This is a genomic window from Actinoplanes sp. NPDC051388 (genome assembly GCF_055586225.1).
This window is the reverse complement of record NZ_JBVJIP010000002.1, coordinates 418,138-431,104: the sequence shown is the minus strand read 5'-3', so window position 1 is coordinate 431,104 and position 12,967 is coordinate 418,138. Positions and strand designations below refer to the sequence as shown.

The 12,967-nt window shown below is 73.6% G+C and carries 10 protein-coding genes; 6 read left to right on the top strand and 4 right to left on the bottom strand.

Translation table 11 applies throughout. The features are described from left to right. The first annotated feature begins 62 nt into the window (after positions 1-62). The 3 genes from ACZ6TI_RS06240 to ACZ6TI_RS06230 all read left to right on the top strand — a co-directional run bounded on the left by ACZ6TI_RS06240 (position 63) and on the right by ACZ6TI_RS06230 (position 4,042). Complete coding sequence (locus ACZ6TI_RS06240; protein WP_465343912.1) at positions 63-398, top strand: cupin domain-containing protein; 336 nt, start codon at positions 63-65, stop codon at positions 396-398. Between the two features lie 63 nt (positions 399-461). Next, a complete protein-coding gene (locus ACZ6TI_RS06235) occupies positions 462-1,235 on the top strand; it encodes an alpha/beta fold hydrolase (protein ID WP_465343911.1) in 774 nt (257 codons plus the stop codon). 47 nt (positions 1,236-1,282) lie between these two features. Further along, positions 1,283-4,042 carry a BTAD domain-containing putative transcriptional regulator gene (locus ACZ6TI_RS06230; protein ID WP_465343910.1) on the top strand — a complete coding sequence of 920 codons (2,760 nt, stop codon included), beginning with the start codon at positions 1,283-1,285 and terminating at the stop codon, positions 4,040-4,042. A gap of 45 nt (positions 4,043-4,087) precedes the next feature. Here ACZ6TI_RS06230 and ACZ6TI_RS06225 read toward each other — a convergent pair whose 3' ends face one another. From ACZ6TI_RS06225 to lanL, 3 genes are read right to left on the bottom strand one after another with little or no spacing between them, the layout of a single operon-like run. Next, complete coding sequence (locus ACZ6TI_RS06225) at positions 4,088-4,255, bottom strand: hypothetical protein (protein WP_465343909.1); 168 nt, start codon at positions 4,253-4,255, stop codon at positions 4,088-4,090. A 3-nt stretch (positions 4,256-4,258) separates the two neighbouring features. Continuing rightward, the gene (locus tag ACZ6TI_RS06220; protein ID WP_465343908.1) at positions 4,259-5,944 is read right to left on the bottom strand and encodes an alpha/beta hydrolase family protein; all 1,686 of its coding nucleotides are present in this window, start codon (positions 5,942-5,944) and stop codon (positions 4,259-4,261) included. Continuing rightward, complete coding sequence (gene lanL, locus ACZ6TI_RS06215; RefSeq protein WP_465343907.1) at positions 5,941-8,484, bottom strand: class IV lanthionine synthetase LanL; 2,544 nt, start codon at positions 8,482-8,484, stop codon at positions 5,941-5,943. The genes ACZ6TI_RS06220 and lanL overlap by 4 nt, the downstream gene beginning before the upstream one ends. A gap of 143 nt (positions 8,485-8,627) precedes the next feature. Between lanL and ACZ6TI_RS06210 the strand changes: the two genes are divergently transcribed. The 3 genes from ACZ6TI_RS06210 to ACZ6TI_RS06200 all read left to right on the top strand — a co-directional run bounded on the left by ACZ6TI_RS06210 (position 8,628) and on the right by ACZ6TI_RS06200 (position 11,874). Beyond that, positions 8,628-9,146 carry a SigE family RNA polymerase sigma factor gene (locus tag ACZ6TI_RS06210; protein WP_465343906.1) on the top strand — a complete coding sequence of 173 codons (519 nt, stop codon included), beginning with the start codon at positions 8,628-8,630 and terminating at the stop codon, positions 9,144-9,146. Beyond that, positions 9,143-10,318, top strand: coding sequence for a hypothetical protein (locus ACZ6TI_RS06205; protein ID WP_465343905.1), 1,176 nt, complete (start codon positions 9,143-9,145; stop codon positions 10,316-10,318). Before ACZ6TI_RS06210 ends, ACZ6TI_RS06205 begins: the two co-directional genes overlap by 4 nt. 197 nt (positions 10,319-10,515) lie before the next feature. Then, positions 10,516-11,874 (top strand): serine hydrolase domain-containing protein, encoded by a 1,359-nt coding sequence (locus tag ACZ6TI_RS06200; RefSeq protein WP_465343904.1) that lies wholly within the window; start codon positions 10,516-10,518, stop codon positions 11,872-11,874. 3 nt (positions 11,875-11,877) lie between these two features. Here the strand turns inward: ACZ6TI_RS06200 and ACZ6TI_RS06195 are convergent, their stop codons facing one another. Next, positions 11,878-12,816 (bottom strand): DsbA family protein, encoded by a 939-nt coding sequence (locus tag ACZ6TI_RS06195; protein WP_465343903.1) that lies wholly within the window; start codon positions 12,814-12,816, stop codon positions 11,878-11,880. Between the last annotated feature and the right edge of the window lie 151 nt (positions 12,817-12,967).

Genomic DNA, 12,967 nt, shown 5'->3' with positions numbered 1-12,967 from the left:
TGCGCAGAACGGGACGAGAGCGGGCACCTAGTGCGCAACGGGCACACGGCATGATGACTGGCATGGATGACTTCGTGATGCGCCGGTGGGAGCTGGCCCACTACCCCGGCGACCAGGCGCCGCCGCATCGGCACTACCGGTCCGTGGAGGGATTCGTCGTCCTCCGGGGTCGCCTCGAGGTGCTCGTCGGCGATGAGCGGCGGATCCTCGAGCCCGGCGACCACGTGACGATCCCGGCCGGCACGACCCACACCTTCGCCACCGTCGATCCGCAGGGCGCCGACGTCGTCGCGGTCATGACTCCCGAGATCGATGAGCTGGTCGCCGCGCTGCACGGCGCCGCGACCGACGAGGAGCGTGCCGCGGTGTGGGCGCGCCACCACTCAGCGGTGGTGTGAGCACGGCCGATCGGTAAGGAATCCGACGAAATAAGCCTGACGAAGTAAGCCTAAGGTCGGTCCATGACGCCCTTCACCACGCCGGACGGCGCGATCACCGGCACCCTGGACGGCGACGGGCCGCCGCTGCTCGTGCTGCACGGCGGGCCTGCCCTCTCCGACTACACCGCCATGCTGGGCGACGAGCCGGCCGGTTGGCGGGTCGTGCGCTACACCCAGCGCGGCGTCGCACCGTCGACAGCGGACGGGCCGTTCACGGTCGAGCAGCACGTCGCCGACGCGGTGGCGGTGCTCGACGCCCTGGAGATCGATCGGGTGACGGTGCTCGGCCACAGCTGGGGTGGCTATCTCGGCTGCGCGCTGACCGCGGCCGCGCCGGACCGCGTCGCCGGGCTGCTGCTGGTCTCGACGCTGGGGATCGTCGGTGACGGCGGGGTCGCCGCGATGTCCGCGGAGCTGGAGCGGCGGCGGCCACTGCCGGATCCGGACCTCGATTCGATGGCCCAGTTCGAGCACTACTTCCCCGCCTATTTCGCCGAGCTCGACGCGGCGCCGCCGATGCCGCGGATGTTCTCCAGCGACGTCGCCTCGGATCAGGCCTGGGAGTCGATCGGCACGACGCGCGTCGACGGGGCGGCCATCCGCGGCCCGGTCGAGCTCGTGCACGGCAACCGCGACCCGCTGCCCCTCGACGCCGCGGCCGCCACCGCCGCTGTCATCCTCGGCGCCCGCCTGACCGTGATCGAGGACGCCGGTCACTTCCCGTTCGTCGAGCGGCCCGGGTGCGTCCGCGACGCGCTGGACCGGCTGGCCAAGCGGATGACAGCCAAGGGTTAACAAAGTTGCCCCTTGCGGGCGGGCGCCACGGTCACTTCGGTGAGGGCATGGTGACCACATTGGTCGGTCGTGACGATGATCTCGGCACGGTGCTCGGCCTGGTGCGGACGCGGCGGCTGGTAACCCTGGTCGGGCCCGCAGGAGTTGGGAAGAGTGCGCTGGCGGCGGCCGTCGCGGACGCGTACCCCAAACGGGTTTTGATTGATCTCAGTGCCCCTCGGATGGTGTCCTGGCGGGTGCTGAGCTCGGCGGCGGCGCATCGGGCCGGGCTGCTCGTGCTGGACAACTGTGACCACCTCGTCCCGCCGGTGGCCGAGCACGTCTCGGCGCTGCTCGGCGACCACCCTGAGCTGCGGATCCTGGTCACCTGCCGGGAGCCGCTGCGGCTGGGCGCGGAGTGCCGGTGGCCAGTGCCGCCGCTGGCCGTCGGCGCGCCGGGGCAGTGGACCACGCCGGAGCGGGCGGGTGAGATCGCGAGCATCCGGCTGTTTGCCGAGCGGGCCGCCGCGATCACCGCGGACTTCCGCCTGACCAGGACGAACGTCGCTGCTGTCGGGGCGATCTGCGCTCGGCTGGACGGGCTGCCGCTGGCCATCGAGCTGGCCGCGGACCGGATGGCGACGCTGCCGATCGAGGACCTGGCCGCGCACTGGGACCGCGCGGCCCGCCTGCTCGACCTGGATCGGCATCATCCGGCGCCGCGGCACCGCTCGATGCGCGCCTCTCTACAGTGGAGCCTCGATCTGCTGGGCGACGACGAGCGGGTGCTCTTCCGCCGGCTCGCCGTCTTCGCCGGCGGCTTCGACCGGGAGGACGCCGAGTCGGTCTGCGCCGCCGCGCCACTCACCGAGGGTGAGATGCTTCCGCTGCTTTCGCAGCTGGTCGACAGGTCGCTCGTGCGGGTCACCACCGGTCCGCGTTACTCCATGTTGGACACCATGCGACGGTACGCGACGGAGCACCTGGTCACGGCCGGCGAGGAGGACGCGACCCGCCGCCGCCACGCCCGGCGCCAGCTCGACCTGGCCGCCCGGATGGACGTCGACCGGGACAACCTCAACGCCGCACTGGCCTGGTCCGCCGACCACTGGCCGGAAGGGCTGGTGCGGCTGGTGGCCGGCACCCGCTTCTGGTGGGCGTTGCGCGGCCACTACGCGGAGGGCCACCACTGGTTGCGGCGGGCGGTGCGGTCGGGCGCGGGCACCGAACGGGACCGGGCGGCGGTGCTGGGCGCGGCCGGCACGATGGCCATGCTCTCCGGCCGGCACGCGCAGGCCGCCGAGTGGCTGCACGCCGCCCTCGCCGGATACGAGCACACCACCGACCGCCACGGCGCCGCCCGCACCGTCGACGCGCTCGCCGCCCTCGCCCGTGAACAGGCCAGATATGACACCGCCGACACCCTGATCGCGGACGCCGCCGAGCGCTGGCGGGAGCTGGGCGACGAGGCCCGGCTGCAGTGGTGCCGGTTGCACCACGGGTTCGTCGCCTGGCTGCGCGGCGACCCGCGGGCCGCGCACCGGCAGAGTGTCGCGCCGACCATCTGGTTCCGCCGCGCGGGCGACCGGCGGCGACTGGCCGGCGGGCTGATCAACCTCGGCGCCGCGGCCCTCTATTCGGGCGAGCCACACAATGCGACCCGGCACCTGGCCGAGGCGCTCGAGCTGAGCCGCGCCATCGGGTTCCCCGGCGGCGCCGCCCGCGCGCTGGGCCTGCTGGGCCGTGCCGCCCGGCTGGACGGCGACCCGGACCGGGCGGAGACGCTGGTCGGGCAGGCCGCGGCGATCCACCACGACCTCGGCGACCAGGCCGGGGTGGCCGGCGATCTGGAACACCTCGGGGTGATCGCCGCCGAGCAGGCGCGCCCGGTGACGGCCGCCCGGCTGCTCGGTGCGGCCGAGTCGGCGCGGTCCCGGCTCGGCGTCCCGTGCCCGCCGTGCGATCAGCCGGATGTCGATCGCGCCCGGTCCGCCGTGCACGCCGCCGTGCCACCGGCGCGGCTCGCCGCTGCTCGGGCCGAGGGCGCCTGCGCCGATCCGGGCGAGCTGGTCGCCGCCCGGCGGCCGGAGAGCGGCCAGACGCTCGTGGTGCAGGCCTTCGGCGCGGCGCGGGAGACCCGGAACGGGCGACCGCTCGGCCCGGCCGACTGGACCTATCGCAAGCCCCGCGAGCTGCTGTATTTCCTGCTCAGCGGGCCGAATCGGGGCAAGGCGGAGATCGGGCTGGCGCTCTGGCCGGAGGCGAGCGCCGGGGTGCTGCGCAACAGCCTGCACACCGCGATCCGGCAGCTGCGGCGGGCGCTCGGCGGCAGCGAGCGGGTGACCTATCGGGGCGGGCGCTATGGGTTCAACCGCGCGCTGCCGTACGTGTTCGACGTCGAGGTGTTCGAGGCCGGGATGGCCGCCGCGGATGCCGCGCCGACCGGCGCCGAGCGGGTCGGGCTGCTGGAGCGGGCGCTCGCCGGGTACACCGGGGACTTCCTCGCCGACCTGCCCGGGAGCCGGTGGATCGAGGAGCGCCGGGTGCTCCTGCGCCGCCGGGCCGAGCACGGGCTGCGTACCCTCGGCCGCCTTCTGCTCGCCGCCGGCGAGCCGGACCGGGCCGCGGACGTCTGCCTGCGGCTGCTCGCGCTCGACGAGCTCAGCGAGCCGGCCCACCGGCTGCTGATGGAGTGCTATGTGGCGATGGGCGACCCGGGCCGGGCGATGCGGCACTACGGCGACCTGTCCGGCCGACTCGCCGACGAGCTGGGCGTGGGCCCGGCCGGCGAGACGGTCGCGCTCTATCGCCGGCTGCGAACCGGCTAGGGCAGACCCGGGTGCGTGGCATGCGACGCACCCGGGTCCGGTCGATCACCAGTCCGTCCATCGCGTGCAGCAGCACGTCGGCGCATCCATGCTGCACCGCATGCCCCCGTTACCCAGCAGCACCGCTCCCTCGTTGGTCGGGGTGGCCGCCGGGAGCTTCTGCAGCGCCGTGACGTCCACGGTCAACCGCAGTTCCTTGAGCTCCTTCTCCATGTTTCACCCCCTTCCCAGCGATAGTTCCGCCCGGTCGCCGGTTGGCCGGCCGGGAGCACTGAGGAAGGCGACCAGGTCGTCGGCGACCGGGCCGTAGGGATCGGTGGTCAGCTCGTGGGTGCCGCCCGGCACCTCCCGATAGCGCACCGCGCGGCCCTGAGCGGCCAGCCCGGCGTGCAGTTCGCGGGCCTGCCCGACCGGCACCATCGGGTCCTGCGCGCCGTGCACCAGCAGCAGATCGGCACGGATCCGCCCGCCGGCCGCCAGCACGTCACGGGGCTTCTCCAGACCGCCGAGGCCGCGGACCAAATCGCGGACGCCCGCGCGGGTCGCGGCCGCGAGCAGCCGCGGCCCGGAGATGAACGGCGACACCGCCGCGCAGCGATCCCAGAGGTCCGGCGCGTGCGCCGCGGCCAGCAACGCCAGGTACGCGCCATAGCTCTCGCCGAACAACCGCAGCCGGCGCTCCCCCTGCACGGCCCGGGCCAGCCCGAGCACGTCGTCGAGATCGGCGCCGCCCCAGCCGGACCGGATCGCGTCCGTGTGCGCGACGCCGTAGCCGGTGCTGCCGCGCTGGTTCGGCGCCACGATCGCGACGCCCGCGTCGGCGATGCGGCTGAACAGCGGCTGGTGCTCGAACCGCCACCCGGACAGCGGTCCGCCGTGCAGCGCGATCAGCATGTGCTCGCTGGCCTGCCAGTCGCCGTAGACGATCGCCTCGATCCCGGCGATCCGCGCCACCCGCACGCGGCCCGGCGCCGTTTCGGCCCGCACCGTTTCGGCCCGCACCGTCAGCGATCGGGTGGAGATCAGCGTGGCCGGGAGGTCCGGGGCCGAGAAGGTCAGGGTCAGCGCGTCGGTCGTCCAGCGGGCCGGGCCGGGCACGTGTCCGGGCGGTGACGGCACCGGGGTGACCCGGTCGGTGCCCAGGTCATACACGCTCAGCCGGGTGCGGGTGCCGAGGGTGCGGGCGATCAGCACCTCGTCGCCGTCCGGGCTGACCGCCAGCGGCCGGACCCCCTCGCCGGCCGGGTTCAGCGCCTCCGGGAAACGTACCGGCGCGCCGTCGCCCAGCCGGGTCCAGCCGACGCGGCGGGCGCCGGCCGCGTTCGTGCCGATCACCAGGAGCCCGGTCGACGGGTGGCCCTGCAGCATCACGTCGTGGTGGTCCGGCCCGGTGTCCAGCAGGGTGCTGTGCTCGCCGGAGGCCAGGTCCACGATCACCACATCGGTGCTGCCGCCGGGCTCGCGGGCGCGCTCGATGGCCAGCAGGCGGCGGTCCGGGGTGACGGGCACGCCGGACATCAGCACGCCGGGGATGCGCGCGAGCCTCCGCTCCAGGCCGTCGCCGAGTTTCCACAGCTCGCAATAGCCGGGTCCGTACGTGATCGCCAGGCCCTGCTGGAAGAGCCGGCACTCGGTGTCCCAGCCGGGCGGGGTGAGCCGGGTGCTCGTACCGTCCGGGTGGTGGCGCCGGATCGCCCAGCCGGCGCCGTCCCGGTCCTGGACCAGCGCGCGGCCGGCGTCGTCGATCAGCATCTGCGGATGCTGGACCGGGCCGAGCCGCCGGGCCGGCGCCCAGCGCAGATCGTCCCGCCGCCAGGTCTCCAGCCGCAGCCCACGGCCCGGGCCGGCGGCGAGACAGATCGCGTGCCGGCCGTTCGGGGAGATCCGGAAGTCGGACCTCACGGCAGCCAGCGCCGCGGGCCGCCGTGGCGCAGCCGATGCAGGAACGCCACCCAGCCGGCCACCCCGACGCCGTAGTCCGCGCCCCAGCCGGTCATCGTCTCGTCCGGCGTTAGCAGGCGGCCGTCGTGCTCCGCGGCCCGCACGGCCAGCGCCGAGGCCAGGTCCGCGGCCCGCTCGCGGTGCCGCGCCGAGCCGGTCGCGTCGGCCAGGTCCAGCAGGAATTCGCCGTTGCCGGCCAGGCCGTGGCACACCGCGCTGGTCGCCTGCCAGCGATAACGCCACACCGCCTCGGCGGCCTGCTCGGCGAGGGCCAGGGTGGCGGGGTCGCCGGTGTGCTGCCACAGCCGGATCAGGAAGGTGCCGATGCCGGACGAGCCGCTGCACCAGTAGACCAGCGGGTTCGTGGCGTCCCGCGGGCCGGACGTCCAGCGGGCGCCGCCGTCGTCGTCGAGCCGGGCCACCCGGGCCAGCCCGGCGCCGGCCTCGACCGCCAGGTCCACCCAGTCCGGCCGATCCAGCAGCCGGCCGGCGGTGAGCAGGAACGTCGCGACGCCGGCGGTGCCGTGCGCGAAGCCGTAGTCGGCGGTGCCGGCCAGGCGGGACTCGAAGTCCTCCGGAATCGGCCAGAGCGGCACGCCCTGGTCGAGGGTGGCTCTCGAGACCAAAGCCTCGGCATAGCCGGCGGCCCGGTCCTTGATGCGCCGGGCACCCGTCTGCTGCCACAGATGCAGGCAGGCCAGGCCGGCGCCGGCCAGGCCGTGGGTGACGTCCGGGTTGGGCCAGTGCGCGGGCAGGTCCTCGGCGGCGGCGATGCTGCGGGCGGCTAGGTCGTCATCGCCGAGCAGAACGCCCGCGTCGTAGAGCGCCCAGAGCATGCCGGAGCGGCCGAAATAGAGGCCGGGGCTGCGGCCGGGCTCGCGGCCGGACATCAACTCGATCCAGTGCGCGGCCGCCCGGACCGCATCGTGGCGCCCCAGCCAGGTGAGCACGGCCAGCACGCCGGCGGCGCCGTTCTGCACGTTGCAGACGTCACTGCTCGCGCCGTACGCGCTGACCGGCCAGAGGCGCTCGCCCTGCGGGGTCATCGTGGCCAGCAGGTAGTCGGTGCCGTCGGCGAGCATCCGGTCGAGGTCGAACGCCGGGCGCGGGGGTGACGGATCGGCCGGCGGGGTGTGCAGGAAGTTCCGGACCCGGTCCAGGTCCCAGCGGTCGGCCGGTCGCTCGGACAGCAGGCCCAGCAGCAGCGGACCACAGTTGACGTCGGCCGCGAACTCGGCCCACCACTCGGCGTATCGGCCGGAGGGGAGCAGCGGGTCGGCGCCGGTGACGAGGAGCCACAGCAGCGCGCCGAGGGCGTACCGGTCGGCGGTTTGATCTGCCGGGCCGGTGCGCAACTGTTCGGGAGCGGCGTAGCCGGCCGTGCCCATCGGGGGCATCACGGAACCGGCGGCGACCGTGTACTCGACGTCGATCAAATGCAGCGCACCGTCGTCGCCGACCATCAGGTTGGTCGGCGAGAGGTCTCGGATCACCAGGTCATGAGCGTGTACGACACCGATCAGGTCGACCAGCCGCCGCCCGATGCCGGTCACCTGTGGCCACGTCAGCCCCGGTCGTCCGGTGCTGCCGAGCCAGGCCGCCAGGGTGCGTCCCTCGATCCGCTCCTGCGCGAGGAACAGGTCGCCGCCCTGCTCGAAGACGGCCAGGCAGCGCGGCGCGATCCCGGTCGGAGCGAGCTGGTCGAGCACCCGTGCCTCGTTGCGCAGCGCCGAGTGCGTGTCCCAGCCGGCCGATCCGGCGCCGACGTGGGCCCGGGCCTGCTTGACCACCACGGTCGCGCCGGTCCGCCGGTCGGTCGCCTCGAAGACGCCGCCCTTGTTGGCGTGCCGGATCGCTCGGCGCACCACGAATCGGTCGTCGAGCAGCACGCCGTCCGCGTCTTCTTTCTCCGGCGCCGCCAGCGGATCGGCTGCCCAGTCCGGCGCGGTGTACCAGGCTTCGCGGCGGTCCTCGACCAGCGAACCGTCCGGCCGGGCCACCACCAGCTGGTATTCGCCGTCGTTGGTCAGCACCCGGCGGCCGACGAACGCGCCGTAGCGGTAGTGCACCAGGCTGCCGGCGCGGACCGGGCGGTCGGAGAGGATCACCGGGCCGGCCAGGCCGCTGGTCGCCTCGTCCAGGGCCGCCGCGACCCGGCGGAACTGGCCGTCGTCCCCGGGGTAGACGGTGAGGAACTTGCCGGCGCCGCCGCGCGTGTAGCGGCCGCCGTTGAGCTCGGCGATCCGCCTGCGGCTGGCCGCGAACTTGAACGCGCACCGGGCCGGGAGCAGCACGTCCAGGCAGCGGGCCAGCACGTCGGGCGCGGAGTCGACGGTCGCCGAGACGTGCAGTTTCCAGCCCTGCGTACGCGGCTCGAAGCCCCTTGGTTTCACATGAAACCAAGCCTCGTCGGCGTGTAGCTCCCAGGTGGCACTGTCATCGGCGATCCGGTCGTGCAGCAGGCGAACCAGCGGTTCCCTATCGGTATCGATGATCGACAATGCCGTTGCCCCTCAGCTCGGCCTCTCCTGCTCGCCGCAAGCTAGTTCCGGGGTGCGGGGGGAAACGCGGGGGGACGGCGGTGCAACCTCGCGCGCCGCCGATTCCGACAGACCCGTGAAGGCTGCTTCGGGAAGGGAGCTTGATGCGGGCCGAACAGGAACGCGAGTACGTGGAGTACGTGAGCGGACGGTTGGGCCGGCTGCACCGGACGGCGTACATGCTCTGCGGTGACGCCCACCGGGCCGACGACATCGTCCAGGCCACGCTCACCGCGCTCTACGTGAACTGGAAGCGAGCCGCGACGGCGGACAACATCGACGGGTTCGTGCACCGCATCCTCGTCCGGCGTTACATCGACGAGCGACGCCGGCCGTGGTCGCGGGTGAAGCTCGGCGAGCTGCCACCGGAGGCGTCCAAGGTCGCCGGTGCGGAGACCGGCATCGATGAGCGCGACGAGCTGGTCGCGGCCCTGCGAACGCTGCCGAAGGGCCAGCGTGCCGTGGTGGTGCTGCGTTTTCTCAACGACCTCTCGGTCGAGGCGACTGCGGAAGCCCTCGAGTGTTCGGTCGGCAACGTCAAAAGCCAGTGCGCACGGGGGCTCGTCGCCCTGCGTGCGGCGCTGGGCGCGGAACGTCAGATGCAAGCGAGGGGAACGTCATGATCGACGAGCAGGATCTGCGCGATCGGCTGGACGCGGTCAGCGTGCCGCCCACCCGGCTCGACACCGACAAGCTGGTGCACGCCGGGCGGCGACGGAACTTCCGCCGGCGCGCGGTGCAGGCGGGCTGCGGCGCGGCGCTGGCGACCGGCCTGCTGGTCGGGGTGCCGACGCTCGTGGTCCGGGACAACGGGCCCAGCACCGACGCGGCCGGGCCACGCGAGACGACGGTTCAGTGCGCCTCGACCAAGCTGCCGTTCCCGGCCGGGATGACCGGCACCATCGACGCCACCGTGGTGGATCCGAGCGGCAAGTACGTCATCGGCAACCACATCGGCAAGGAGCTGGACCCGCCCGCCCCCAAGGCCGGCATGTCCGAGCTGACCCCGGTGCTGTGGACCGACGGCCGGCCGCAGGTGCTGCCGATGGTGGGCCGGTCGACCCGGGCGTCCGCGGTCAACTCCAGCGGGGTGGTGGTCGCCGTCTCGGGCGGGAAGAAGTACGACACGGTCGTCCGCTATGTCGGCGGCGTGCCCGAGAAGCTCACCGCGCCGCCCGGCGAGTGGGAGTTCCGAGTCGTGCCCAAGATCAATGCGAACGGCGACATCGTCGCCGACGGGACCCGCAAGGGCGAGTCCGCCGAGAAGAGCGTCGTCCTGCACTGGAAGGCCGGATCGACCACGGCGACGCAGTTGCCGCTGCCGGCCGGCTCGCAGGCGGACGGCTTCACCGACGACGGCACCATCGTCGGCACCCAGATCATCGGAAGCGAGGTCGACGACCTGACCGCGTTCGCCTGGAGCCAGGCCGGCGGCCGGCGCGAGCTGCAGCAGCCGGTCGGGCAGCACGGCGCGATGACGTCGGCGCAGGGTGACTGGGCGCTCGGCAACCTGTGGCCGTCCGGCACGGCGGCCCGCTGGAACCTGCGCACCGGCGAGATGACGGACCTCGGCATCCACGCGCCGGCGAACGCGATCAACGCCAAGGGCTGGATCGTCAGCGAGGGCACGGTGCACCGCGACGATGCGACGGTCGAGCTGGCGGTCCGCGAGGGCGACCGGACCGAGCCGATGGGCCTGTCCGACAATGGGGTCGTGATCGGGTCGATCTATGTCGACGCCCCGAACACGCCCACTGACGTCACCGGCCCGTACATCTGGAAGTGCGAAGGCTGACCGAGGGATCGGCCGGTGCCGGGAGCGCGCGTTCGGCGCTCCCGGCACCTTCGCGTCCGCAATCTCCCATCATCTGCTCGCCGCCCGGCGGGCGACCACCGCCTGACGCGCCACGTGCCGGACCGCGAGCGCCGCGCCGGCCGGGCGACCGCACCTCGGCCGGACGAGGTCGGCGGCGATCAATTAGATTCGCCGGCATGGACCTGCTTCCCGAGACCCGGCGCGCGCTGCGCCACCGCCTCGCCACCGGTCAGGTGGACGGGCGCGCGCCCTCGGTCGTCGCCGCGGTGGTGCGCGACGGTCATCCGGTGTGGACGGAAGCGTGGGGCACTGTGGATGGTGCGGTGCCCGGTGGCGACATGCAATACCGGATCGGCTCGATCACCAAGACCTTCGTGGCGCTGATGGTGCTGCGCCTGCGTGACGAGGGGAAGGTCGCACTCGCCGACCCGCTCGACAAGCACCTGCCGGGCACGGAGGCCGGCCAGGCAACGATCGGCGCCCTGCTGGCGCACACCGCCGGGCTCTCCGCCGAGCCGCCGGGACCGTGGTGGGAGCGCACCCCGGGCGACCTGCGGCCCGAGCTGACCGACGTGCTCGGCAGCGACTTCCAGGTGCACCCGCCGGGCCGGCGGTTCCACTACTCCAACCCGGGGTACGCGCTGCTCGGCGCCCTGGTCGAGCGAGTACGCGGCGACTCCTGGGCGGACGTGCTGCAGCGCGAGATCCTGGCGCCGCTCGAGATGACCCGCACCACCGTGGACCCGGTCGCGCCGTTCGCGGCGGGCTGGGCCGTGCACCCCTGGGCGGACGTGCTGCTGCCCGAGCCGGCCGTCGATCTCGGGCAGATGGCGCCCGCCGGGCAGCTCTGGTCGACGGCCGACGACCTGGCCAGGTTCGCCGCCTTCCTGCTGGGCGACGACGAGCGGCTGGCCGAGATGCGCACCCCGAGCGGCCCGCCGGAGGCGACGAACTGGGACTCCGGCTATGGATTCGGCATGCAACTCGTGCGCCGGGACGGGCGGATGCTCTCCGGGCACACCGGCTCGGTGCCGGGCTATGTCGCCACCCTGTGGGTGAGCGCCGACGACGACGCGGGCGCCGTGGTGCTCAGCAACACCACCTCCGGCCTCGCGGTCGGCACGCTGGCCGCCGACCTGGTCGCCACGGTCGCCGACCGGGAGCCGCGAATTCCGGCGGCGTGGACCCCGCTGACCTCGGTCGCCCCGGACGTGCTGGAGCTGGCCGGGCTCTGGTACTGGGGACCCGCGCCGCACGTCATCCGGCCGCGATCCGACGGTGGCCTGGACTTCGCCTCGCTGTCCGGGCCCGGCCGCGGCGGCCAGCTGCGCCCGTCCGGCGGCGGGCGGTGGACCGGGCTCAGCGGCTACTTCGCCGGCGAGGTCCTCACTCCGGTGCGCGACGACGCCGGCGCGGTCACCCACCTGGACTTCGGCACCTTCGTCTTCACCCGGCAGCCGTACGATCCGGCGGCGCCCGTGCCCGGCGGCGTCGACCCGGCCGGCTGGCGCGCCGGCGACGCGCGTCCCGAGTGAGCGCTAGCGCGCGGTGTCGATCGCGGTCACCAGGTCGGACTTGGTCGCGTCCACCTCGTCGTCGTTGACATAGACCGCCGGCACGGAATCGACGCCGTAGTCGTTGGCGGCGGTGGTCGCCTGTTTCACCCAGTCGAGTCGCTCGCCGCCGGAGACGCAGCGCGCGAAGCCCTGCCCGGCGCCGAGCGCGGTGCCCGCCACGATGAGGTTGTCGTCGGTCGGTCCGGCGGTGTCCTCCGGCGGCTGGTTGCGCAGCAGATAGCTGTGGAACTGCGCGGTCAGGCCCTGCTCGTGGGCGCAGGCCATGGCCGCGGCGGCCCGGGTCGCATACTGGTTCTTCGACCGCTCGTCGATGAACGCGACCGGGTGGATGCTCAGCGTGACCCGCTTCGACGCGATGTAGTCCGCCAGCACGTCGCCGGTGGACGCCTCGAACGTGCTGCACGGCGGGCACTGGTAATCCACGAAGACGTCGACCCGCACCGGTCCGGAGCCGACCTCGAGGCCGTCCTCGGGATCGGCCGGCCCGGCCGGAAGCACCGGCGCCGGCCCGGGCGCCGACGAGGTGGCCGCCGGGTTCGGGTCCGGCCGGTCCTGGTGGGTGTAGACCCAGGCGGCCACCCCGACGATCGCCACCATCGCGAAGATCGCCACCCCGACCACCGCGAGCACGAGAGGCCCCTGGCCGGACTTGGCCGGCTGCGGCGGATAGGGCTGCTGCACCGGGTAGCCCGGATAACCCTGCGGGGGCGGCCCATAGTTCTGCGGCGGTGGGTAAAACTGCTGCTGCTGCTGCGGCGGCGGCGGAGGCGGGTAGAACTGCTGCTGAGGAGGCGGGTAGACGGGCTGCCCCGAGGTCGGATCCGGTCGGTAGGGATCCTGCGGCGGCTGATATTCCGGCTGCTGGCTCGGATCGTCCTGCGGGCCGCCGCCGGGATACATGAAGCTCCCTCCACCAGGACCGACTCGTCTCGTCCCCATTGTGCCTGCCTGTCAAGGGTCCACTGTGGCGGGCCCGCGGCGCGGGAAAGTGCGTCCGTCCCGGGAACCGCACCGGACCGGATCGCGACCAACGCACCGCAGACCTCACAAC